Consider the following 23,266-nt stretch of genomic DNA (forward strand, 5'->3'; position numbering starts at 1 on the left):
GTGTTCATTTGCGCGCAATTGTACCCTGGATAACTCTACAGTGGCAGCATCGTACGATGTATGGAAAGGCATATCTTTGTAAAGCTCCGGTAATTTTTGGCCAGGACTTCAGCATCTTGCAACATCGTTGTTTGTTCTCTGTGCATCACGTTCAAATAACCAACGCTTCGTGTTGGCGCCAAAGGTACTTGCATAGTGAAAATATATCAAAATTGATCTGAATTAATTTAACCAGGATTTTGAATGCAAGTTCTAACTTAATCTGGATCAATAAATGTTGAATTATCAAACTCAATGTGATCCAGGTTAGATCACTTATTACTCCATTGTGGGTATATTCGTTCCGCTTTTATAACCATAACGATGGAGCGGACATGAAAAAATTAACAGTTGCAGCATTGGCTTTAACAACTCTTCTCTCTGGTAACGCATTTGCGCATGAGGCCGGAGAGTTCTTTATTCGAGCAGGCTCGGCTACCGTCAGACCGACGGAAGGCGCGGGTGGTACGCTGGGAAGCCTGGGTGGCTTTGATGTCAGCAACAATACGCAGTTGGGCCTGACATTCACCTATATGGCAACCGACAATATTGGCGTTGAATTACTGGCAGCCACGCCGTTTCGCCATAAGATAGGCACCGGGGCAACCGGTGATATTGCCACCGTTCATCATTTACCGCCGACGTTAATGGCGCAGTGGTACTTTGGCGACTCCAGCAGCAAACTGCGTCCTTACGTTGGCGTGGGTGTGAACTACACGACTTTCTTCGATGAAGGTTTTAACAACAACGGGAAAGAAGCAGGTTTATCCGATCTGAGCCTGAAAGACTCCTGGGGTGCAGCAGGACAGGTCGGTATGGACTATCTGATCAACCGCGACTGGCTGATTAACATGTCAGTCTGGTACATGGATATCGACACCACCGCGAGCTATAAAATGGGTGGCGTCCAGCAGCGTGACAGCGTACGCCTCGATCCGTGGGTGTTTATGTTCTCTGCGGGTTATCGTTTTTAAGTCAATGATTCCAGTCTGATAGGCTGGTCGTTTCGCGGCCAGCTTTTTCTCCTCTCTTTTTCCCTTCCCGACTTTCTCCCCTTCGATGTAATGCTACTCTTTAAGCAAACTGGCTTTGAGGGTATTGACGATGATATTGACCCGTCAGCTGTTACAACAAAAAATTTCCCTTATGGAAGCATCCATAGACGATGATACAACAGAGTTTGCCGTGTATGCTGCGCGCGAATTATTGAATTACATGAGCAGGGTGGAAGCCCTGGAAAAGGTCATCGCCACACAAATCACACTACCTTACTGCAGCGCCAGCCCGGTTTGCGAGATTGAAGCGGGCTATGCCGCAGGCGTGAGTGACTGCCGTGAGGCCATCCGTCGGGCAGGGTATCCGATTGAAGGTGATGATTAGTTTGCATTTGTGTTAACAAAAATGTGCTTTTATTGTATAAGTCTGTAACTTTCGTGCACGAGTGCGCTTCTTATTTCAACTCATTAGTCTCTGGATGGTTAACATCTTTATCCATATACAACGCTGTTATGCAACAACATAAACGGGTAACCGGTTTGGTAATACTGTTAACTATCGGGGTGGACTCGTGAATATTGTGCAGGATAAGCTCCGAAACAGGCAGGCTCTGCTGGTATCCGGGCTCATTACGTTGGTATTTACCTCGCTGTTTCTGTTTATCATTTATGAACAGCGTATGGCGACCGCCAGTGAAGGCGTGAGCCGCCTGCAAGCTCACATGTTGGACATTTTTAACGATAATGAACTAATTGCCGATGCGATTGGCGAGCGTTACTACCACATCAAAACCGGCGAACAGTGTGGTGTTATGGCGCAGTTTGTTCCGCGAAATAAAGATGAATGGGGAATTAACGCCGACCCAAAGCGGGTTCATTCCGCGACAGGGACGATTATTGCTCAGCAACCCAGCCATAATGCGCTGTGTATGTATACTGCGGCGGAGTTCATTCGTGGAATGGTTAATGAGCTAAATCCAGGCAGCTTCGATGCGCATCGTTACATTATCGCCAGCCATTCAGATTATTTTTACTGGTTTATGGCTTCCGACTCGCGCAATTTCAGTTTTTCTGACTCCGAAATGGCGATGGATATTACGCAGTTTTTCTATCCGCCCGTCGATTTCTATACCCGGTTGCTGCAAAAAAATGTCAAAAATAAAGCTCTCAGTTCAACAAACTTCTATACCGATAAAATTACCGGTGAAAAAGCCTACAGCGTGGTGAGCTATATCTACGATCTGTCGGGTAAAGAGATATCAGACCAAATCGTTGCCTATCTGGTCTATGATCATTCGAAACCCGAGCTGCAGGAAGCGTTGGCCGAGGCGTTTGATAATCAAATTCTTCCCGGATTGAACGTGGAGTTAGTGAATTTAACCAACAAAGAGAGCCTTTGTTTATCCGGCAAATGTGCGGGACAATCCAGCTATTTGGTGCGCAATTTCTCAGAAAAATATGCGCTGCACTATTCGCTGTCATTAGGCCGTTTTATGGCGCGCGATACGCAAGCCGGCATTGTTATTCTGCTGGCGCCGTTCTTTTTCATCATGATTACTTTCTCGCTAAAATCATGGCTGAATGAAAGCGACCTGAAAGTTTATATTGATACGCTGACCGGCTGCTTTAATCGCCGAATTCTCGACATCATCAAGCGCAGGGATTTATCACATTGCTCGGTAGTGCTACTGGATTGCAATAAGTTCAAGGCCGTCAATGATACCTGGGGGCATGCTGCTGGGGACCGTGCGCTGCAAATTATCGCCAACAGAATGTTGTCTAACACCCGTACCAGCCACGATCTTGTGATCCGCACCGGCGGAGATGAATTTATGATCCTGCTGTTTCGCTCTCAGGCCAGTGATGCTATCGCGATTGCGCAGCGTATAAGCGGACAGGTGACCAGCCATGTATTTGTGGTGGACGGCAACACTATACCCTTGTCAGTGTCGTGGGGGATTGCAGAGGTGAAGGGGGAGCTGGATGCGGCAATCCAGAATGCGGATACTGCCATGTACAAAATGAAGCAGGCCAGGGAGTAAAACCGCCAGAAGTCACTGGCGGTTTAATTAGCTTACTGTTGGGTGGCGGCTTTCATCGCGCTGACAAACGCTTTCAGCTCAGCCAGCATTTGCTCTGGTGCTGCAACATTTTTCTCAATGATTTTGACAATCGCCGATCCGGAAATAGCCCCCGCAGCACCTGCTTCAATGGCGCCTGTCACCTGTTCCGGTGCAGAGATACCAAAGCCCTGTAAAGAAGGCGGGGCATTGAATTCTTTCAGCTTTTCGACCAGATGATGCAACGGTAACGCCGCACGATTTTCGGCACCCGTAACGCCTGCGCGTGACAATAAATAGGTATAACCGCGGCCATGAGCGGCAATCTGGCGCAGCAGTTCTTCGTCAGCATTAGGCGGGCAAATGAAAATTGGCGCTACATTATGACGTAATGCGGCCGTTCTGAATGGCGCAGACTCTTCAACCGGCACATCGGCGACTAATACCGAATCTACGCCGACCTTCTCACACTGTGCGTAAAATTCGTCAATACCCTTGCTGAACACCAGGTTGGCATACATCAGTAAACCAATTGGAATGGTTGGGTGTTTTTGCCGAATCAACGCCAACATTTCAAAACATTGTGACGGCGCGACGCCTGCCGCGAACGCACGTAATGTCGCTTCCTGGATGGTTGGGCCGTCGGCCAGCGGGTCGGAGAACGGAATACCCAGCTCAAGCGCATCGGCACCCGCTTCGATCAGCGTATCAATGATTTTCAGTGACTGTTCAACAGAGGGATCGCCCAGGGTCACGAAGGGGACAAAAGCGCCTTCTTTGCGGTCCTTCAGCTGTGCAAACAGGTTTTCGTAACGTTCCATCAGATTTCCCCTCGCGCTTTCAGAATATCGTGTACGGTGAAAATGTCTTTGTCGCCGCGACCGGAGAGGTTGACCACCAGTAACTGCTCTTTTTCGGGATTTTCACGCATCATTTTCAACGCATGTGCCAGGGCGTGGGAAGACTCCAGCGCCGGGATAATCCCCTCATGCAGACACAGCGTTTTGAAGGCTTCCAGCGCTTCATCATCAGTAATCGATACATAGTCAGCACGTCCGATACTGTTCAGATAAGCGTGCTGTGGCCCGACTGACGGGAAGTCCAGCCCGGCGGAAATAGAGTAAGACTCTTCAATCTGTCCTTCTTCGGTTTGCATCATCGGGGACTTCATGCCGAAGTAAATCCCGACACGACCATGTTTCAACGGCGCCCCGTGTTCTCCAGACTCAATCCCGTGACCGCCTGGCTCTACGCCAATCAGCCCGACGCTGGTTTCATTAATAAAGTCGGCGAACATACCGATGGCGTTAGAACCGCCGCCCACGCAGGCGATCACGGCGTCCGGCAGGCGACCCTCTTTTTCGAGGATCTGCGCTTTGGTTTCTTCACCGATCATGCGCTGGAATTCACGTACAATGGTCGGGAAGGGGTGCGGACCTGCCGCCGTACCGAGCATATAGTGCGCAGTGTCATAGCTGCCAGACCAGTCGCGCAGCGCTTCATTACAGGCATCTTTCAGCGTCGCGGAACCGCTGTGAACCGGGATCACTTCAGCGCCCATCAGACGCATACGGAAAACGTTAGGCGACTGGCGCTCGACGTCTTTCGCACCCATATAAATACGGCACTTTAAACCCAGCAAGGCGCTGGCAAGGGCAGACGCCACACCATGCTGACCCGCGCCGGTTTCGGCGATGATCTCGGTTTTACCCATACGCTTCGCCAGCAACGCCTGGCCCAGCACCTGGTTGGTTTTGTGCGCGCCGCCGTGCAGCAAATCTTCACGTTTAAGGTACAACGTGGTGTTGGTGCCTTGAGTAATGTTCTGGCATTTGGTCAGCGCAGTTGGGCGACCAGCATAGTTTTTCAGCAGGTCGGTAAACTGTGCCTGAAACTCAGGGTCTTTTTGTGCACTGACGAACGCTTCTTCCAGTTGGCGCAGCGCAGGCATCAGAATCTGTGGCACATACATACCGCCAAATTCACCAAAATACGGATTGAGTAATGTTGTCATGTCCTTTTCCTTAATATGCGCGCAGCGTCTGAAAGACTGAAGCCAGAAGACGCGCATCTTTGATGCCCGGCTGTGACTCTACGCCAGAATTGAAATCGAGCCCGGCACAGCCGGTTTTAGCCGCGTCGACGCAGTTATCTGCACCGAGTCCGCCAGCGAGTAAAACGTTATCCAGCGATTGTCCGCCTAAGAGTGACCAGTCGAAGCGTTGCCCGCTACCGCCCTGACCGTTGTCGAAAACGTATTTATCGACATGCTGGTAATCACGGGCTGGCAATGTCTCGCTGACGCTTAGCGCCTTCCAGATTTGCACCTGCGCGGGTAGCACATTGCGCAGAGCATCGATATAGGCCTGATCTTCGCTTCCATGTAGTTGTACGGCGGCCAGCGACAGTGCGGTGACTTTTTCGCGGACGTCTGCGATGTCGGTGTTACGGAACACGCCTACATACTGTAGCGGCGCACCCGTCATAACGTCTCGCGCCTGCTCAACGCTGACAGCGCGTGGTGAGGTCGGGACAAAAATTACGCCGCCATAAATGGCCCCAGATTCGTACGCTGCTTTTGCATCCTGTGCACGAGTCAGTCCGCAGACTTTATTTTCGCCAAGCAAAACACGACGAACGGCGGCGTGAAGATCATCATGGGACATCAGCGCAGAACCTATCAGAAATCCGTTGGCGAAATGGCTGAGTTCGCGAACCTGACCATAAGTGTTGATCCCGGATTCGCTGATGACGGTGACGCCATGACCCAAACGTGGTGCAAGCTGGCGAGTACGGTTGAGGTCAATCGACAGGTCACGCAAATCACGGTTGTTAATACCGACGACTTTCGCCCCCAGCGCAATGGCGCGCTCCAGCTCTTCTTCATTGCTAACCTCGGTCAGCACGCCCATTTTCAGGCTGTGGGCGACGGCGGCGAGCTGACGATACTGTTCATCATCTAAAACCGACAACATCAGCAGGCAGGCGTCCGCCTGGTAGAAACGTGCCAGATAAATCTGGTAAGGATCGATAATAAAGTCTTTACACAGGATCGGCTGTGGTGCGATGCGACTGACGATGGGCAGAAAATCAAAGCTACCCTGAAAATATTTCTCGTCCGTCAGCACGGAAATCGCGGAAGCATAATGTTTATATACGCCCGCAATCTGTGCCGGATCGAAGTCATCACGAATTACGCCTTTTGACGGAGAGGCTTTTTTGCACTCCAGAATAAAAGCGGTACGTGTTCCTTGCAGCTCATCGTAGAAATCACGCGTGCTGGGTTGAACATCATTTTGAAAGCTGACCAGCGGTTGTTGCTGTTTGCGGGCTTCTACCCAAATCGCCTTGTCAGCGACAATTTTCGCTAAAACGGTTTGCATCATTTACCCTCTCGCTGCCAGTGCAGTAACACGGTCGTAAGCCGCACCGCTGCGCAGCACATTAATCACGGTTTGCGCGTTGGCTTTTAAGTCTTCTTCACCGTGCAGGCGCATTAACATGGCGACATTCGCGGCAACAGCAGCCTCATGAGCGGCCTCACCTTTACCTTGTAACAAGCGACTCAGAATGTCACGGTTTTCTTCCGGCGTGCCGCCAGCCAACTGTTCCTGATGATATGGCGTCAGGCCAAAGTCTTCCGCCGTTAGCTGGTAGCTCTTGATTTCACCATCGTGCAGCTCTGCCACAATGGTCGGTGCATGCAGCGAAACTTCGTCCATGCCACCACTGTGCACTACGGCTGCTCGCTGATAGCCGAGCACGCGCAGCGTTTCGGCAATCGGCAGCACCAGCTCCGGGCTGTAAACGCCGATCAGCGCAAGCGGCGGATGTGCCGGGTTAATCAACGGGCCGAGCACGTTAAACAGCGTGCGGGTTTTCAACTGCTGGCGTACCGGCATGGCATGGCGAAAACCGGTGTGGTATTTTGGCGCAAACAGAAAGCACACGCCGAGATCGTCAAGCGCCTGGCGGGATTTATCGGCGTTCATATCCAGATTGATGCCAAATGCCGCTAACAGATCCGAAGAACCCGATTTGCTGGAAACGCTGCGGTTACCGTGTTTGGCAACTTTCAGTCCGCAAGCCGCTGCAACAAAGGCGCTGGCGGTAGAAATATTGATGCTGTTGCTGCCGTCGCCGCCGGTACCGACAATATCGGCGAACAGATAATCAGGGCGCGGGAACGGGGCTGCGTTTTCCAGCAGCGCGGTTGCCGCACCGGCAATTTCATTCGGGTGTTCGCCACGAATTTTCATGCTCACCAGCGCCGCAGCCAGTTGCTCCGGCTTCAGTTCACCGCGGACCACGGCAGAGAACAGCTGGTGGCTTTCCTGCTGAGACAGCGTCTGAGCCTGATACAGTTTCTCCAGAATGGGTTGCAGCGTATTGGTTTGTTCAAGCTTCTGTTGCGCCCAGGCCAGCGTTTGTTCCAGCAGACGCGCGCCCTGGGTGGTCAGAATGGATTCCGGATGGAACTGGAAACCGCATACGCGATCGGTATCGTGACGCACCGCCATCACCATGCCGTTAAAGTGGGCGTTGATGGTTAATCCTGCCGGAACGTTGCTGCCAACCAACGAATGATAGCGTGCCACCGGCAGCGGATTCGCCAGACCAGCAAACATCGCCTGACCATCGTGCTCAATGCTGGAGGCTTTGCCATGCAGGATTTCTCCAGCCTGGCCCACATATCCGCCATAGGCCTCAACAATCGCCTGATGACCCAGACAGATGCCAATGATCGGCAGCTTGCCGCGCAGGCGGGTTAACAGTTCAGGCATGCAACCCGCTTCACTGGGCGCACCAGGACCTGGAGAGAGCATCAGCACCGGATTTTTCATCGTTGCTAAACGGTCAATCAACGTCTGGGCCGGAATATGGTTGCGGTAAATCACCACGTTGTGACCATTAGTACGTAGCTGATCCGCCAGGTTATAGGTAAAAGAGTCAATATTATCGAGCAGCAGAATGTCAGCCATCAGAAAGTCTCCTGTGCGTGGTGTGCGGTGGCGATAGCACGCAGAACCGCACGCGCTTTATTACGGGTTTCATCGGCTTCAGACTGCGGAACAGAATCCAGAACAATCCCGGCACCGGCTTGTACGGTAGCAATACCGTCTTCCACGAGGGCGGAACGAATCACAATACAGGTATCCAGATCGCCATGGGCGGTGAAGTAACCTACGGCACCGCCATAGCTTCCACGGCGTCGACCTTCGGCCTCGGCGATAAGCTGCATAGCGCGAACTTTCGGCGCGCCGCTCAGCGTGCCCATGTTCATACAGGCGCGGTAAGCATGCAGCACATCCAGATCGCTACGTAATTCGCCGACCACGCGCGAAACCAGGTGCATAACGAAGGAGTAACGATCCACTTTGGTGAGATCCGCAACGTAGCGGCTACCCGGCGTACAGATACGCGCCAGGTCGTTACGCGCAAGGTCAACCAGCATCAGGTGCTCTGAAAGCTCTTTATGGTCGGTACGCATCTCCAGCTCGATACGGCTGTCAAGGTCGCGGTCAAGCGTTCCGTCTGCACGACGACCGCGTGGGCGGGTCCCGGCAATCGGGTAAATTTCAATCTGGCGGCTGGTGGCATCGTATTTCAACGAGCTTTCCGGCGATGCGCCGAACAGTGTGAACTCGTTGTCCTGCATGAAAAACATGTACGGGCTGGGGTTGCTTTTCTTCAGCACATAGTAGGCTGCCAGCGGTGACGGGCAGGGCAGCGAGAAACGACGAGATGGAACCACCTGGAAAATCTCACCTGCGCGAATCGCTTTTTGCAGGCCGCGCACCACGGCACCGAACTCTTCATCGCTCTGATTGCATTCGCAGCGCATCTGCGGGACTTCAGTGACGGGCAGCGGCGGCGCAGGTTCGGTAAGCTGTTGGCTCAACTGTGCCAGGCGGGCGTTCAGTCGTAGTTTTTCCTCGTCATTTGGCGTAAAGATGCTGGCCTGAATGCGGGTACTTTTTTTCTGGTGGTCGATAACCATCAGCGTTTCTGCCAGATAGAAGCAGTAGTCCGGGCACTGGTTACCCGCCTCAAGCTGGGGTAAATCTTCAAATCCGGCAACCAGGTCATAGGAAAACAGACCGCCGAAGAACATGGCTTCACGTTCCTGCGCCGGAACATTAACCAGTTCCTGCAGTAAACGGAACGCATCAAATACAGAAAGGGAACATAAGCGGGCATCTTCATCCAGCAGCGGGCTTACGCTGGGGAATGTCAACTGACGAGCATTCGGCTGTTTATCGTTGTCAACGCCCGCGGGCAGGGCGGCGTCCAGCAGGGGCAGCAGCGATGCGCCATTCGCCGACAGTGCCTGAATAGTGACAGTGTCACCCAGGGCGGTAATACGCAACGCGCTGTCGACCAGCAGCAGGCTCTTGAGATCGTCCTTGCTGTCGATATCGGCGGATTCCAGCAGCAGCGTTGCCGGTCGTGCGCCACACACCTGATGAAACAGCGCCGTCGGGTTCTCACGGTAGGCGGCATCGCAGGCGAGCAGTTCAAGTGTTGGTTTTTGTGTTTGCATCGTTATTCTCATTAATTTTGTTCAAAAAAAAGCCCGCTCATTTGGCGGGCCGGGTATCTGGTTGCATATTGCAGACGTAAGACACTGCCCGAAATCAGGAAGTGCGCCACCAACCGTGCAGGATAAATGTTGCTTTCATCTCAGATACCTTCTTCATGTGAACTTGCGTACTAGTTAACTAGTTCGGTGGAATAAAGTCAACACCTGATTTCAGTATATTTGTCGAAACCGTTATGATGGGCGTGTTACGACATTTATTGAAACGGGAGCCGCCTTGAGCGACACGAATTACGCAGTGATTTATGACCTGCACAGCCATACTACTGCTTCTGATGGGCGATTAACGCCAGAAGCCTTAGTACACCGTGCGGTAGAGATGCGAGTCGGTACACTGGCGATCACAGATCATGACACCACGGCGGGCATTGCGGCGGCAAGAGAAGAAATTTCACGTTCAGGTTTAGCGTTAAATTTGATCTCTGGCGTTGAGATATCAACGGTCTGGGAAAACCATGAGATCCATATAGTGGGTCTGAACATTGATATCGCGCATCCAGTGATGTGCGACTTTCTGGCGCAACAGACGGAACGTCGTCAGCAGCGTGCGCGCCTGATTGCTGAACGGCTCGACAAAGCGCACATTCCCGGCGCATGGGAAGGGGCTCTACGACTGGCTGATGGCGGGGCGGTTACGCGGGGGCATTTTGCGCGTTTCCTGGTGGAATGTGGCAAAGCCACAACCATGGCGGATGTCTTTAAAAAATATCTTGCTCGTGGGAAAACCGGTTACGTTCCGCCACAGTGGTGTACAATAGAACAAGCTATTGATGTCATTCATCATTCTGGCGGTAAGGCAGTTCTGGCTCATCCAGGTCGGTACGATCTTAGCGCTAAGTGGCTGAAAAGACTGGTTGCGCATTTTGCTGAGCACCGCGGTGACGCGATGGAGGTGGCACAGTGCCAGCAGTCTCCCAATGAACGCACCCATCTGGCGACGCTTGCGCGTCAGCATCAACTGTGGGCATCGCAAGGGTCTGATTTTCATCTACCCTGCCCATGGATTGAACTGGGGCGTAAACTCTGGTTGCCCGCAGGCGTGGAAGGCGTCTGGCAACTTTGGGAGCAGCCCGAGACCACAGAGAGGAAAGTATGAGCCAGTTTTTTTATATTCATCCCGAAAACCCGCAGCAGCGACTGATCAACCAGGCCGTTGATATCGTGCGGAAAGGTGGGGTGATTGTCTATCCAACCGATTCCGGCTATGCGTTGGGGTGTAAAATTGAAGATAAAGGTGCAATGGAGCGCATTTGCCGCATCCGTCACCTGCCGGACGGGCACAACTTTACGCTGATGTGCCGTGACCTGTCCGAATTGTCGACCTATTCGTTTGTCGACAACGTGGCCTTCCGATTAATTAAAAACAACACGCCGGGCAATTACACCTTCATCCTGAAGGGGACGAAAGAGGTTCCGCGCCGCTTGTTGCAGGAAAAACGTAAGACTATCGGCCTTCGTGTACCCTCGAACCCAATTGCACTGGCGCTGCTTGAAGCGCTGGGCGAGCCGATGCTCTCCACATCACTGATGCTGCCGGGCAGTGATTTTACTGAGTCAGATCCGGAAGAAATTAAAGACCGTCTGGAGAAACAGGTGGATTTGATTATCCATGGTGGATATCTTGGCCAACAGCCGACCACGGTCATCGATTTAACCGACGATTCCCCGGTGGTATTGCGCGAAGGTGTTGGTGACGTTAAACCTTTCTTATAAGGGCGCGAACCGCTATACTACGCGGCCTTAAAATGGCGCTGACTGGCGCCGTTGATTCTCCTGTTCGACGCCTGTGAAGGCGACACCTAAAGGAAGCTCTATGAGCGAAAAGTTACAAAAAGTGCTGGCGCGTGCTGGCCACGGTTCTCGCCGTGAAATTGAATCCATAATTGCCGCGGGTCGCGTGAGCGTTGATGGCAAAATTGCCACGCTCGGCGATCGCGTTGAAGTGACGCCGGGTCTGAAAATCCGTATCGACGGTCATCTGATTTCGGTGAAAGAATCTGCAGAACAAATCTGCCGCGTTCTGGCTTATTACAAGCCAGAAGGCGAACTGTGTACCCGTAACGACCCGGAAGGTCGTCCGACCGTATTTGATCGCCTGCCAAAACTGCGCGACGCGCGCTGGATTGCCGTAGGTCGTCTGGACGTGAACACCTGTGGTCTGCTGCTGTTTACTACTGATGGTGAACTGGCGAACCGTCTGATGCACCCGAGCCGTGAAGTTGAACGCGAGTACGCGGTGCGAGTATTCGGTCAGGTTGACGATGCTAAACTGCGTGATCTGAGCCGTGGCGTACAGTTGGAAGATGGTCCGGCTGCGTTTAAAACGATCAAGTTCAGCGGTGGTGAAGGGATTAACCAGTGGTATAACGTCACGCTGACTGAAGGCCGCAACCGCGAGGTTCGTCGCCTGTGGGAAGCTGTAGGTGTGCAGGTAAGCCGTCTGATCCGTGTCCGTTACGGTGATATCCCGCTGCCGAAAGGCTTGCCGCGTGGTGGCTGGACAGAGCTTGATCTTGCTCAGACCAACTATCTGCGTGAACTGGTGGAGCTGAAGCCGGAAACGACCTCTAAAGTGGCCGTCGAGAAAGATCGTCGTCGCATGAAGGCGAATCAGATCCGTCGTGCGGTGAAACGTCACTCTCAGGTCGGCAGCAGCCGTCGCCCGGGCGGACGCAGCAACAACGGTTAATCATTACCAGGCCTGATAAGCAAAGCGCCATCAGGCGTTAGCGTGGAGCCGGATGCGGCGCAAGCGCCTTATCCGGCCTGCTGTTAGTAATCAATCCCCATTTGGGCTTTAATGCCCGCCTCAAAAGCATGCTTGACCGGACGCAACTCGCTGACCGTGTCGGCTAACTCCAGAATATCGCGATGGCATCCTCGACCAGTAATAATGACCGTCTGCTGGGCTGGGCGCGCGTTTAAGGCGTTGATCACCTCTTCAAGCGGTAGGTAGTCGTAGGCCACCATATACGTCAGTTCATCCAGCACAACCATATCCAGCTCAGGATCGGTCAACATTCGCTTGCCGTGTTCCCACACGGCCATACAGGCTGCGGTGTCAGACTCGCGGTTCTGCGTTTCCCAGGTAAACCCGGTCGCCATCACCTGAAATTCTACACCATGAGGTTCGAGCAGGTTTCTTTCGCCGTTTGGCCATGTACCTTTAATGAACTGCACTACACCGACTTTTTTGCCGTGGCCCACTGCGCGAGTCGCTGTACCGAACGCTGCTGTAGTTTTACCTTTACCATTACCGGTAAAAACGATGATAATTCCGCGCTCGTCCCTGGCGGCCGCAACACGCGCGTCAACCCGGTCTTTTACGCGCTGCTGGCGCTGCTGATAGCGTTCTTCACTCATTGGGCAATTCCTGGTTTACGGCCCGGCTGGGCATCAAAAGTCATACCGGTTTTACGGCGGCTGTCATCGCCCATCAGCCACAGGTAGAGCGGCATAATATCGGCGGGAGTTTTCAATTTTTGCGGATCTTCCGTTGGGAATGCGCTGGCTCGCATGCCAGTTCTCGTGCCACCAGGATTGATACAGTTTACGCGCAGATGACGGTTTTGATACTCATCAGCCAGAACCTGCATCATCCCTTCGGTCGCAAATTTTGAGGTGGCATATGCTCCCCAATTGGCGCGTCCCTGGCGACCGACACTGGAAGAGGTAAAGACCAGCGATCCGGCATCGGATTTGAGTAACAACGGCAGCAATGCCTGAGTCAGCATAAAAGTGGCATTTACATTTACCTGCATCACATCCTGCCAGACCTGCGGGTTTTGTTCACTCATTGGACAAATATCGCCGAGTAATCCGGCGTTATGCAGTACGCCATCCAGACGCGGGAAATGTGCAGCAATGCGCTGCGCAAGCTGGTGACATTCTTCAGAGGTACAGGTCAGTAGATCCAGCGTAAACCACTGTGGTTGTGTTCCGTTTTCATCGGCGATAGTGCGGGCAACCTGACGCAGTTTTTCTTCGTTACGCCCAAGCAGGATAACGGTCGCGCCATAGCGTGCATAGGTCTGCGCGGCTTCGCGTCCGATACCATCGCTGGCACCGGTGATAAGAATAATGCGGCCCTGTAGAAGGTCTTGTTTAGGTTGGTAATGCACGGCTACTCCTCGGCGACGTCCTGGATATCTCGTTCGCGATAACTTTTGGGCTTTATGCCTTAAACCCTGTACTTTTTCAATCAGCCAAAGGCAATAACACCGCAAAATGAACGCTTTGTCATGCTTTTTACTGATTCAGCACTGGATGTATGAAGCAAGACGAGGTGACACGCCTGTTGTACACTGAGCGGAAGTCGCGTTGTTTAACCAAGGTGGGTCTCGTGGAATTGTTGTCTGAATATGGGCTGTTTTTGGCAAAAATTGTCACTGTCGTGGTGGCTATTGCAGTGGTGGTGATGCTGATCGTAAACGCGACACAACGCAAACGTCAGCGTGGGGAATTGCGGGTTATTAACCTCAGCGATCAATATAAAGAGATGAAGGAAGACCTTTCGCTGGCCCTGTTAGACGGGCATCAGCAAAAGCTCTGGCACAAGGCACAGAAAAAGAAACAAAAGCTGGAGGCGAAAGCGGCTAAGGCAAAAGCGAAACTGGGTGACAGTACGTCATCAGATAAACCTCGTGTATGGGTGCTTGATTTTAAAGGCAGTATGGATGCCCATGAGATCAGCGCATTACGCGAAGAGGTGACGGCGGTGCTGGCGGTTGTTAAACCTCAGGATCAGGTGGTGGTTCGTCTGGAAAGCCCGGGCGGTGTGGTACATGGTTATGGCCTGGCTGCGTCCCAGTTACAACGCCTGCGCGATAAGCAGATCCCGCTGACCGTTACGGTAGATAAAGTCGCTGCGAGCGGCGGATATATGATGGCCTGTGTGGCGGATAAAATTGTCTCTGCGCCGTTTGCTATCGTCGGCTCAATTGGCGTGGTGGCGCAGATCCCAAACTTTAACCGCTTCCTGAAAGGGAAAGATATTGATATCGAACTGCACACCGCCGGACAGTATAAGCGTACGTTGACCTTACTCGGTGAAAACACGGAAGAAGGGCGGCAGAAATTCCGCGAAGATCTGAACGAAACGCATCATCTGTTTAAAGATTTTGTGCAGCGCATGCGTCCGACTCTGGACATTGAGCAGGTTGCCACCGGTGAACACTGGTTTGGTCAACAGGCGCTGGCAAATGGGCTGGTGGATGAGATCAATACCAGCGATGAAGTGATCCTCGGGCTAATGGACGGTCGTGAAGTGTTGAACGTTCGCTATCTGCAGCGTAAAAAGCTGATGGATCGTTTTACCGGTAGTGCGGCGGAGAGCGCTGACCGTTTGCTGATGCGCTGGTGGCAGCGGGGGCAGAAGCCACTGATGTAAAATTGTCATTGCCGGATAGCGATGCTCACATATCTCCTATCCGGCCTACAAATATGCATCAATATCGGCTGGATAAGGCGATGCCGCCATCCGGCAAATGATTACTCGTGTTAATCGATCAAGTGATACTTTTCAGAAAGTACGTGCGCCAGGTGTTTAAACATATTAAACACCGCCGTACTTTTGGGCGTTGGTAGCCCTTGCTCGTCTAAAAAGTAATCTCCGCTGAAAACCAGCACGCCGTTTCGCTGCGTAACGCCGGTGGCGACAATCCCCGCCAGCGTGTCCTCATGCTCACGAATGATTTTGTTGGCTTCAATCAGCAGTGTTTCGCGATCGATGGGTTGAGTGTCTTTATGCATGATTTACTCCTTAAACAAGGACATTAGTCTACGCTGAGCCCGCCTTATGGGCAAATATTCCCTGACATAAATGAAGGTTTTACGACAGTGTTACAACTGGCGAGATTTGTTTTTGCATGCTAATAAAGTTGCGTAACGCATTTTATCAGGTACAGTGTGACGCTTTCGTCAATCTGGCAACAGATTTGCTTGACATTCGACCAATACTTCGTCGTGCTAGAGCGTTTGTGAGAAAAAAAGCCTGTTAACTCAGTTACATGAGAGTTACATTACAAGCGCGAATCAGTTTAAAGGGTTGATATCCGCCGACGCAGAGACCATATCGATGTCTCGTCGCCAGTGGAAGGTGAATCAACGTGCGACGCATTCTGGAAGAATCAAATTAGGTAAAGGTGAATATGGGTAAAGCTCTTGTCATCGTTGAGTCCCCGGCAAAAGCCAAAACGATCAACAAGTATCTGGGTAATGACTACGTGGTGAAATCCAGCGTCGGTCATATCCGTGATTTGCCGACCAGTGGCTCAGCAACTAAAAAGAGCGCCGACTCAACCTCCACCAAAACGGCTAAAAAGCCCAAAAAGGATGAACGTGGCGCTCTCGTCAACCGTATGGGTGTTGACCCGTGGCACAACTGGGATGCGCGCTATGAAGTGCTGCCTGGTAAAGAGAAAGTGGTTTCTGAACTGAAGCAACTGGCTGAAAAAGCCGACCACATCTATCTCGCAACTGACCTTGACCGCGAAGGGGAAGCCATTGCATGGCACCTGCGGGAAGTCATCGGTGGCGACGACACCCGCTACAGCCGCGTGGTGTTTAATGAAATTACCAAAAATGCTATTCGCCAGGCGTTTGAAAAACCGGGCGAGTTGAACATCGATCGTGTTAATGCGCAACAGGCGCGCCGCTTTATGGACCGTGTTGTGGGCTATATGGTGTCGCCACTGCTGTGGAAAAAAATTGCACGCGGTCTGTCTGCCGGTCGCGTACAGTCTGTGGCTGTGCGTCTGGTGGTTGAGCGTGAACGCGAAATCAAAGCATTTGTTCCAGAAGAGTTCTGGGAAATTGATGCTAACACGACCACGCCGGGCGGCGACGCGTTGCCGCTTGAGGTGACGCATCAAAATGATAAACCGTTCCGTCCCGTCAATCGGGAACAAACGCTTGCCGCTGTTAGCCTGTTGGAAAAAGCGCGCTATAGCGTATTGGAACGTGAAGATAAACCGACCAGCAGCAAGCCGGGCGCACCGTTCATTACCTCCACGCTACAGCAGGCTGCGAGCACGCGTCTCGGCTTCGGTGTGAAGAAAACCATGATGATGGCGCAGCGCTTGTATGAAGCGGGTTACATCACTTACATGCGTACTGACTCAACCAACCTGAGCCAGGATGCAGTAACCATGGTTCGCGATTACATCAGCGATAATTTTGGTAAAAAATATCTGCCGGAGAGCGCGAACCAGTACGCCAGCAAAGAGAACTCGCAGGAAGCGCACGAAGCTATCCGTCCTTCCGATGTCGCCGTACAGGCGGAATCGCTGAAAGATATGGAAGCCGATGCGCAAAAACTGTATCAGCTGATCTGGCGCCAGTTTGTTGCCTGTCAGATGACCCCTGCTAAATATGATTCCACCACGCTCACCGTGGGTGCGGGTGATTTCCGTCTGAAGGCGCGCGGTCGTATTCTGCGCTTCGATGGCTGGACGAAAGTGATGCCGGCGTTGCGTAAAGGCGATGAAGATCGCATCTTACCGGCGGTGGACAAAGGCGATACGCTGACGCTTATCGAACTGACGCCAGCGCAGCACTTTACTAAACCGCCTGCGCGCTTCAGTGAAGCTTCGCTGGTTAAAGAGCTTGAAAAGCGTGGCATTGGTCGTCCTTCCACCTATGCGTCGATCATTTCTACGATTCAGGATCGCGGTTATGTTCGCGTGGAGAACCGTCGTTTCTACGCAGAAAAAATGGGTGAAATCGTCACCGATCGTCTGGAAGAAAACTTCCGCGAGTTGATGAACTACGATTTCACCGCGCAGATGGAAGACAGCCTTGACCAGGTGGCGAACCACGAAGCCGAGTGGAAAGGTGTGCTCGACAACTTCTTCAGCGATTTTACTCAGCAACTGGATAAAGCCGAGAAAGATCCTGAAGAAGGCGGTATGCGTCCGAACCAGATGGTGCTGACCAGCATTGATTGTCCGACATGTGGGCGCAAGATGGGTATTCGTACCGCCAGCACCGGCGTTTTCCTTGGTTGCTCCGGCTACGCACTTTCCCCGAAAGAGCGTTGCAAAACCACCATTAACCTGGTGCCGGAAAACGAAGTATTGAACGTGCTGGAAGGCGACGATGCGGAAACGAACGCTTTGCGCGCGAAACGTCGCTGCCAGAAGTGTGGTACGGCGATGGACAGCTATCTCATCGATCCAAAACGTAAGCTGCATGTCTGTGGTAACAACCCGACCTGCGATGGTTACGAAATCGAAGAGGGCGAGTTCCGCATTAAGGGTTATGACGGTCCTGTCGTTGAGTGCGAGAAATGTGGTTCTGAAATGCACCTGAAAATGGGGCGTTTCGGTAAATACATGGCATGTACTAACGACGAGTGTAAAAACACCCGTAAGATCCTGCGTAACGGCGAAGTGGCTCCGCCGAAAGAAGATCCTGTTCCGTTGCCGGAATTGCCGTGTGAAAAATCGGACGCGTATTTCGTGTTGCGTGATGGTGCAGCAGGTATTTTCCTGGCTGCGAACACCTTCCCGAAATCACGTGAAACCCGTGCGCCGTTAGTGGAAGAGTTGTATCGCTTCCGCGATCGTCTGCCGGAAAAACTGCGCTATCTGGCCGATGCGCCGCAGACGGACCCCGATGGTAATAAGTCGATGGTTCGCTTTAGCCGTAAAACTAAGCAGCAGTATGTCGCTGCGGAAAAAGACGGTAAAGCAACCGGGTGGTCTGCATTTTTCGTTGATGGCAAATGGGTAGAAGGGAAGAAATAACAGCATTCCGGCTGAATTTCTCCTCAAAGGGTCGCGTAAGCGGCCCTTTTTGTTTCTGGCGTATTATTTTTTGTCATCCCTATACAGCGTACATATAAATGATATAGTGGTTATAGTTGGCAGGCTTTTTATTATTAAATCGTATTAGCAGCGCGTGTGAGTCTGCTTTTAAACGATGTTCTGATGGCATAATTCTGGATGGCTTAACATGAAATTACAGCAGCTTCGCTATATCGTTGAGGTGGTAAATCACAACCTTAATGTCTCCTCAACGGCCGAAGGACTCTATACCTCCCAGCCAGGGATCAGTAAGCAAGTTCGTATGCTGGAAGATGAGCTTGGCATCCAGATTTTTGCCCGTAGCGGTTAGCACCTGACGCAGGTGACTCCGGCAGGGCAGGAAGTTATTCGTATTGCCCGCGAAGTCTTGTCTAAAGTGGATGCTATTAAGTCGGTTGCAGGTGAACATACCTGGCCCGACAAAGGCTCGTTGTATATCGCCACCACGCACACCCAGGCGCGTTACGCGCTGCCCAACGTGATTAAAGGTTTTATTGAGCGTTATCCTCGCGTCTCGTTGCATATGCATCAGGGATCGCCGACGCAAATTGCCGAGGCCGTTTCGAAAGGGAATGCTGATTTTGCCATCGCGACGGAAGCACTGCATTTGTACGATGATCTGGTGATGCTGCCATGCTATCACTGGAACCGTTCGATTGTTGTTACGCCAGACCATCCGTTGGCAGGCAAAGCCTCCGTATCCATTGAGGAACTGGCGCAGTATCCGCTGGTGACCTACACGTTTGGATTTACCGGACGCTCGGAGTTGGACACTGCGTTCAACCGTGCGGGTCTGGAGCCGCGTATTGTCTTTACCGCGACTGATGCCGATGTTATTAAGACCTATGTCCGACTGGGGCTGGGCGTGGGCGTGATTGCCAGCATGGCGGTAGATCCTATCTCTGATCCGGATCTGGTGCGTGTTGATGCTCATGATATTTTCAGTCACAGCACCACTAAAATTGGTTTTCGTCGCAGCACGTTTTTACGCAGCTACATGTATGATTTTATTCAGCGTTTCGCACCGCATCTGACACGCGATGTGGTGGATACGGCGGTGGCGTTGCGTTCCAACGATGATATTGAAGCTATGTTCAAAGATATTAAATTGCCAGAGAAATAATAACGGAAGTTGCCTCGTTGGTATCCTGGTTCTCCAGCCATACCAGCGGGGCGGTTGAATGTACTCATGATTTTTTATTTGTCTATTATCCCTATATTATTTATGGAAAATATTCTCCAAAGTAGTTTCAAATGAGTAACCCTGCCAAAATCCCTTTCAAATATTTATAACCGATCAAACAATTAAGTTATTTATAAAGCTGGGTTCGAAAATTATCTGGCTTTTTCAGGATGTTTTTATTAGGATTCCTCTTATCTGATGATTAATTGTACCGATTGTTTGGTGCCTAAATGATAAGTGATTTCGATAGTATGAGGTTAGCAATGCCTTCTGGAAACCAGCCTGCGCGCAGAGATCCCGCGATGAAACGTAAAGCATGGTTCATCGTGTTTCTGGGCTCCGCCGTGTTCTGGATCGTGGTTGCTCTGTTGGTCTGGAAAGTGTGGGGGTAATTGATGTCCACACAGGAACAGCAGTCTACCGTTACACCTGCTCATCATAATAATGAGCAAGAGAATGAAACCGTTATAGAAAAAAAGCAGGATATTCCCGCTTCGTGGGATCTTTCACCTGAGCAACGGGCATTTATTGATCTGTTTATTGAAGATGATAAGCAAGAACAATAAGCAATACGTTTTTTATAATAATAAGTATTAACATGCTTATTGAATTCAGTATGAATAATCACATCGCAATCGCAGTACGTCATCTAAACAGCGTATTGTCGGTTGCATCGATGTATCGGGTCCGTTCATTTACCGCACTTTAATCTTATTCCCCGCCACTTGCATAGCTCGTTACCTTTTTGTCGTTCTCCTCGTTTATCAATTTGAGTTGTTATCAAAGCGTTACATTTTGTTTGTGTTATCTTTAATACTAACCCTGAGGAAAATCAGGGGATCCAACCCTGTCATTTAAGGAGGAGCTATGTCGTCTACCCTACGAGAAGCCAGTAAGGACACATTGCAGGTTAAAGATAAAACCTACCGCTACTACAGTTTGCCCCTGGCTGCCAAATCACTGGGTGATATCACCCGTTTACCTAAATCACTAAAAGTATTGCTGGAAAACCTGCTTCGCTGGCAGGACGGTGACTCTGTTACCGAAGAGGATATTCATGCTCTGGCGCAATGGCTGAAAACGGCGCATGCCGAGCGCGAAATTGCCTACCGACCCGCTCGCGTTCTCATGCAGGACTTTACCGGCGTTCCGGCGGTGGTCGATCTGGCTGCCATGCGCGAAGCGGTTAAACGCCTTGGCGGGGATACAGCAAAAGTGAACCCGCTTTCACCTGTTGATCTGGTTATTGATCACTCCGTTACGGTTGATCGTTTTGGTGACGATGATGCTTTTGAAGAGAACGTTCGACTGGAAATGGAGCGCAACCATGAGCGCTATGTGTTCCTTAAATGGGGGCAGCAGGCGTTTAGCCGATTCAGTGTCGTTCCACCGGGAACAGGAATTTGCCACCAGGTAAACCTCGAATACCTGGGTAAAGCGGTGTGGAGTGAACTGCAAAACGGCGAGTGGATCGCTTACCCGGACACGCTGGTCGGTACCGATTCCCATACTACGATGATTAATGGTCTCGGTGTGCTGGGCTGGGGTGTCGGAGGGATTGAAGCTGAGGCCGCCATGCTGGGGCAACCGGTTTCAATGCTGATTCCAGATGTCGTGGGCTTCAAACTTGTTGGTAAACTTCGCGAAGGGATCACCGCTACCGATCTGGTACTGACCGTCACGCAGATGCTGCGTAAACACGGTGTGGTCGGTAAATTTGTTGAGTTCTATGGTGATGGGCTGGACAGCCTGCCGCTCGCTGACCGGGCGACCATTGCTAACATGTCGCCGGAATACGGCGCAACCTGCGGCTTTTTCCCGATTGACGGGGTAACTCTTGAGTACATGCGTCTGAGTGGGCGTAGTGAAGAGCAGGTTGAATTAGTCGGTGCGTATGCTAAAGCACAGGGGATGTGGCGTAACCCAGGTGATGAACCTGTGTTTACCAGCTCACTGGAACTGGACATGGGCACTGTGGAAGCCAGCCTGGCCGGGCCGAAGCGTCCACAGGATCGTGTCGCATTGGGTGATGTGCCGAAAGCATTCGCCGCGAGTAATGAACTTGAAGTGAATAGCTCGCAAAAAGATCGTCAACCGGTCGACTATGTCATGAGCGGTCATCAATATCAGCTACCGGATGGTGCTGTGGTGATTGCAGCGATCACGTCATGTACCAACACCTCCAACCCCAGCGTCCTGATGGCGGCTGGGTTGCTGGCGAAAAAAGCAGTGACGCTTGGTCTGAAGCGCCAACCGTGGGTGAAAGCGTCACTGGCGCCTGGGTCAAAAGTCGTCTCTGATTACCTGGCGCAGGCAAAACTGACGCCGTACCTTGATGAGCTGGGTTTTAACCTTGTTGGTTATGGCTGTACTACCTGTATCGGCAACTCTGGCCCGTTACCTGATCCTATTGAAACGGCGATTAAAAAAGGTGATCTGACGGTAGGGGCGGTGCTTTCCGGTAACCGTAACTTTGAAGGGCGTATCCACCCGCTGGTGAAGACAAACTGGCTGGCTTCTCCGCCGCTGGTGGTGGCTTATGCGCTGGCCGGGAATATGAATATTGATCTGACGAAAGACCCGCTGGGTCATGACAGAAAAGGCGATCCTGTCTATCTGAAAGATATCTGGCCGAGTGCGCAGGAAATTGCCCGTGCCGTGGAGCAGGTCTCTACCGAGATGTTCCATAAAGAGTATGCCGAAGTGTTCGAAGGCACGCCGGAATGGAAGTCGATTAATGTTGATCGTGCAGACACCTATGGCTGGCAGTCGGACTCAACCTACATCCGGTTATCACCGTTCTTTGATGGTATGCAGGCGAAGCCGGACCCGGTACAGGATATCCATGGTGCTCGTATCCTGGCGATGCTCGGCGATTCCGTCACCACCGATCATATTTCTCCTGCGGGGAGCATCAAGCCGGACAGCCCGGCGGGTCGCTATCTGCAAAGCCACGGTGTTGAGCGCAAAGATTTTAACTCCTACGGTTCTCGCCGTGGAAACCACGAAGTAATGATGCGTGGCACGTTTGCCAATATCCGTATCCGTAACGAAATGGTACCGGGTGTGGAAGGGGGGATGACGCGTCATTTGCCGGGTACAGAAGTGATGGCTATCTATGACGCCGCTATGCAATACCAGCAAGAGAAGACCCCGTTGGCGATTGTTGCCGGCAAGGAATATGGCTCGGGTTCCAGTCGGGACTGGGCGGCGAAAGGCCCGCGTTTGTTAGGTATTCGCGTAGTAATCGCCGAATCTTTTGAGCGCATCCACCGTTCTAACCTGATTGGCATGGGGATCCTGCCTCTGGAATTTCCGCAGGGGATTACACGTAAAACCCTGGGGTTAACCGGGGAGGAAGTCATTGATATTACGGACTTACAAAATATTAAACCGGGAGCGACTATCCCGGTGAATATGGTTCGTGCGGATGGGCGAAAAGAGGTGATTTCGTGTCGCTGTCGTATTGATACCGCGACAGAGCTGACCTATTACCAAAACGATGGTATTTTGCACTATGTTATTCGTAATATGTTGAATTAAATTATAAAAAAGCCTGCGAAAGCAGGCTTTTTGTACTG

General features: G+C 51.7%; 20 protein-coding genes, 2 pseudogenes and 1 other annotated feature. Of the genes and pseudogenes, 12 read left to right on the plus strand and 10 right to left on the minus strand.

Annotation, left to right across the window (positions count from 1 at the left end; all coding sequences use genetic code 11):
- Positions 1 to 6 precede the first annotated feature (6 nt).
- Positions 7 to 93: pseudogene (locus EHN13_RS24290) on the minus strand (YkgJ family cysteine cluster protein); the annotation flags it as partial.
- A 281-nt stretch (positions 94 to 374) separates the two neighbouring features.
- Here EHN13_RS24290 and ompW point away from each other — a divergent pair.
- The 3 genes from ompW (at position 375) to EHN13_RS07460 (ending at position 3,076) form a co-directional block, all read left to right on the plus strand.
- Positions 375 to 1,013 (plus strand): outer membrane protein OmpW, encoded by a 639-nt coding sequence (ompW, locus tag EHN13_RS07450; protein WP_040233206.1) that lies wholly within the window; start codon positions 375 to 377, stop codon positions 1,011 to 1,013.
- A 130-nt stretch (positions 1,014 to 1,143) separates the two neighbouring features.
- Positions 1,144 to 1,419, plus strand: a complete 276-nt coding sequence (locus EHN13_RS07455) for a hypothetical protein (protein WP_048211488.1) — start codon at positions 1,144 to 1,146, stop codon at positions 1,417 to 1,419.
- A gap of 187 nt (positions 1,420 to 1,606) precedes the next feature.
- Positions 1,607 to 3,076 (plus strand): GGDEF domain-containing protein, encoded by a 1,470-nt coding sequence (locus tag EHN13_RS07460; protein WP_124021157.1) that lies wholly within the window; start codon positions 1,607 to 1,609, stop codon positions 3,074 to 3,076.
- Positions 3,077 to 3,108: 32 nt separating this feature from the next.
- On the opposite strand, the gene trpA is transcribed toward EHN13_RS07460, so the two are convergent.
- The 6 genes from trpA to trpL form a co-directional block, all read right to left on the minus strand.
- The gene (gene trpA, locus EHN13_RS07465; protein WP_124021158.1) at positions 3,109 to 3,915 is read right to left on the minus strand and encodes a tryptophan synthase subunit alpha; all 807 of its coding nucleotides are present in this window, start codon (positions 3,913 to 3,915) and stop codon (positions 3,109 to 3,111) included.
- Entirely contained in the window at positions 3,915 to 5,108 is a 1,194-nt protein-coding gene (gene trpB / locus EHN13_RS07470) for a tryptophan synthase subunit beta (protein ID WP_003020645.1), read from the minus strand. The genes trpA and trpB overlap by 1 nt, the downstream gene beginning before the upstream one ends.
- Positions 5,109 to 5,118: 10 nt before the next feature.
- Positions 5,119 to 6,477, minus strand: coding sequence for a bifunctional indole-3-glycerol-phosphate synthase TrpC/phosphoribosylanthranilate isomerase TrpF (gene trpCF, locus EHN13_RS07475; RefSeq protein ID WP_124021213.1), 1,359 nt, complete (start codon positions 6,475 to 6,477; stop codon positions 5,119 to 5,121).
- 3 nt (positions 6,478 to 6,480) lie between these two features.
- Entirely contained in the window at positions 6,481 to 8,076 is a 1,596-nt protein-coding gene (gene trpD / locus EHN13_RS07480; protein WP_003020639.1) for a bifunctional anthranilate synthase glutamate amidotransferase component TrpG/anthranilate phosphoribosyltransferase TrpD, read from the minus strand.
- Entirely contained in the window at positions 8,076 to 9,638 is a 1,563-nt protein-coding gene (locus tag EHN13_RS07485) for an anthranilate synthase component 1 (protein WP_116359987.1), read from the minus strand. Before EHN13_RS07485 ends, trpD begins: the two co-directional genes overlap by 1 nt.
- A gap of 23 nt (positions 9,639 to 9,661) precedes the next feature.
- Positions 9,662 to 9,756: a sequence feature (Trp leader region), on the minus strand.
- Positions 9,733 to 9,777, minus strand: coding sequence for a trp operon leader peptide (trpL, locus tag EHN13_RS07490; protein WP_133087228.1), 45 nt, complete (start codon positions 9,775 to 9,777; stop codon positions 9,733 to 9,735). (Overlaps the previous feature by 24 nt.)
- 135 nt (positions 9,778 to 9,912) lie before the next feature.
- On the opposite strand from trpL, the gene rnm reads away from it, so the two are divergent.
- From rnm to rluB, 3 genes are all read left to right on the plus strand, one after another.
- Entirely contained in the window at positions 9,913 to 10,791 is an 879-nt protein-coding gene (gene rnm / locus EHN13_RS07495; protein ID WP_048211492.1) for an RNase RNM, read from the plus strand.
- Positions 10,788 to 11,408, plus strand: coding sequence for an L-threonylcarbamoyladenylate synthase (locus tag EHN13_RS07500; protein WP_061068009.1), 621 nt, complete (start codon positions 10,788 to 10,790; stop codon positions 11,406 to 11,408). Before rnm ends, EHN13_RS07500 begins: the two co-directional genes overlap by 4 nt.
- Before the next feature lie 100 nt (positions 11,409 to 11,508).
- Positions 11,509 to 12,384: a 23S rRNA pseudouridine(2605) synthase RluB gene (gene rluB, locus EHN13_RS07505; RefSeq protein WP_003020625.1), complete on the plus strand. Its 876-nt coding sequence runs from the start codon at positions 11,509 to 11,511 to the stop codon at positions 12,382 to 12,384.
- A gap of 83 nt (positions 12,385 to 12,467) precedes the next feature.
- On the opposite strand, the gene cobO is transcribed toward rluB, so the two are convergent.
- Entirely contained in the window at positions 12,468 to 13,058 is a 591-nt protein-coding gene (gene cobO, locus EHN13_RS07510; protein ID WP_124021159.1) for a cob(I)yrinic acid a,c-diamide adenosyltransferase, read from the minus strand.
- Positions 13,055 to 13,816: a YciK family oxidoreductase gene (locus tag EHN13_RS07515; RefSeq protein WP_003843987.1), complete on the minus strand. Its 762-nt coding sequence runs from the start codon at positions 13,814 to 13,816 to the stop codon at positions 13,055 to 13,057. Before EHN13_RS07515 ends, cobO begins: the two co-directional genes overlap by 4 nt.
- Before the next feature lie 221 nt (positions 13,817 to 14,037).
- Here EHN13_RS07515 and sohB point away from each other — a divergent pair, with 221 nt between their 5' ends.
- On the plus strand, positions 14,038 to 15,084 hold the full coding sequence (gene sohB, locus EHN13_RS07520) for a protease SohB (protein ID WP_124021160.1): 1,047 nt from the start codon (positions 14,038 to 14,040) through the stop codon (positions 15,082 to 15,084).
- Between the two features lie 110 nt (positions 15,085 to 15,194).
- Here sohB and EHN13_RS07525 read toward each other — a convergent pair whose 3' ends face one another.
- Positions 15,195 to 15,446 carry a YciN family protein gene (locus tag EHN13_RS07525; RefSeq protein ID WP_003020616.1) on the minus strand — a complete coding sequence of 84 codons (252 nt, stop codon included), beginning with the start codon at positions 15,444 to 15,446 and terminating at the stop codon, positions 15,195 to 15,197.
- A 398-nt stretch (positions 15,447 to 15,844) separates the two neighbouring features.
- Between EHN13_RS07525 and topA the strand changes: the two genes are divergently transcribed.
- The 5 genes and pseudogenes from topA (at position 15,845) to acnA (ending at position 23,228) form a co-directional block, all read left to right on the plus strand.
- Positions 15,845 to 18,442, plus strand: a complete 2,598-nt coding sequence (gene topA / locus EHN13_RS07530) for a type I DNA topoisomerase (RefSeq protein ID WP_124021161.1) — start codon at positions 15,845 to 15,847, stop codon at positions 18,440 to 18,442.
- A 208-nt stretch (positions 18,443 to 18,650) separates the two neighbouring features.
- Positions 18,651 to 19,625: pseudogene (cysB, locus tag EHN13_RS07535) on the plus strand (HTH-type transcriptional regulator CysB).
- Positions 19,626 to 19,915: 290 nt separating this feature from the next.
- Positions 19,916 to 20,077, plus strand: a complete 162-nt coding sequence (locus tag EHN13_RS07540) for a YmiA family putative membrane protein (RefSeq protein ID WP_101742283.1) — start codon at positions 19,916 to 19,918, stop codon at positions 20,075 to 20,077.
- A 3-nt stretch (positions 20,078 to 20,080) separates the two neighbouring features.
- A complete protein-coding gene (locus EHN13_RS24035; protein ID WP_162873148.1) occupies positions 20,081 to 20,251 on the plus strand; it encodes a hypothetical protein in 171 nt (56 codons plus the stop codon).
- A 301-nt stretch (positions 20,252 to 20,552) separates the two neighbouring features.
- Entirely contained in the window at positions 20,553 to 23,228 is a 2,676-nt protein-coding gene (gene acnA, locus EHN13_RS07545) for an aconitate hydratase AcnA (RefSeq protein ID WP_101742282.1), read from the plus strand.
- Positions 23,229 to 23,266: the final 38 nt, after the last annotated feature.

The organism is Citrobacter youngae (genome assembly GCF_003818115.1).
GTDB lineage: Bacteria > Pseudomonadota > Gammaproteobacteria > Enterobacterales > Enterobacteriaceae > Citrobacter > Citrobacter youngae.

Coding starts and splice junctions, on each gene's coding strand:
- ompW (WP_040233206.1), top strand. CDS start 375: ATGAAAAAATTAACAGTTGCAGCATTGGCTTTAACAACTCTTCTCTCT.
- EHN13_RS07455 (WP_048211488.1), top strand. CDS start 1,144: ATGATATTGACCCGTCAGCTGTTACAACAAAAAATTTCCCTTATGGAA.
- trpA (WP_124021158.1), bottom strand. CDS start 3,915: ATGGAACGTTACGAAAACCTGTTTGCACAGCTGAAGGACCGCAAAGAA.
- trpB (WP_003020645.1), bottom strand. CDS start 5,108: ATGACAACATTACTCAATCCGTATTTTGGTGAATTTGGCGGTATGTAT.
- trpCF (WP_124021213.1), bottom strand. CDS start 6,477: ATGCAAACCGTTTTAGCGAAAATTGTCGCTGACAAGGCGATTTGGGTA.
- trpD (WP_003020639.1), bottom strand. CDS start 8,076: ATGGCTGACATTCTGCTGCTCGATAATATTGACTCTTTTACCTATAAC.
- EHN13_RS07485 (WP_116359987.1), bottom strand. CDS start 9,638: ATGCAAACACAAAAACCAACACTTGAACTGCTCGCCTGCGATGCCGCC.
- EHN13_RS07500 (WP_061068009.1), top strand. CDS start 10,788: ATGAGCCAGTTTTTTTATATTCATCCCGAAAACCCGCAGCAGCGACTG.
- rluB (WP_003020625.1), top strand. CDS start 11,509: ATGAGCGAAAAGTTACAAAAAGTGCTGGCGCGTGCTGGCCACGGTTCT.
- cobO (WP_124021159.1), bottom strand. CDS start 13,058: ATGAGTGAAGAACGCTATCAGCAGCGCCAGCAGCGCGTAAAAGACCGG.
- EHN13_RS07525 (WP_003020616.1), bottom strand. CDS start 15,446: ATGCATAAAGACACTCAACCCATCGATCGCGAAACACTGCTGATTGAA.
- topA (WP_124021161.1), top strand. CDS start 15,845: ATGGGTAAAGCTCTTGTCATCGTTGAGTCCCCGGCAAAAGCCAAAACG.
- EHN13_RS07540 (WP_101742283.1), top strand. CDS start 19,916: ATGATAAGTGATTTCGATAGTATGAGGTTAGCAATGCCTTCTGGAAAC.
- EHN13_RS24035 (WP_162873148.1), top strand. CDS start 20,081: ATGTCCACACAGGAACAGCAGTCTACCGTTACACCTGCTCATCATAAT.
- acnA (WP_101742282.1), top strand. CDS start 20,553: ATGTCGTCTACCCTACGAGAAGCCAGTAAGGACACATTGCAGGTTAAA.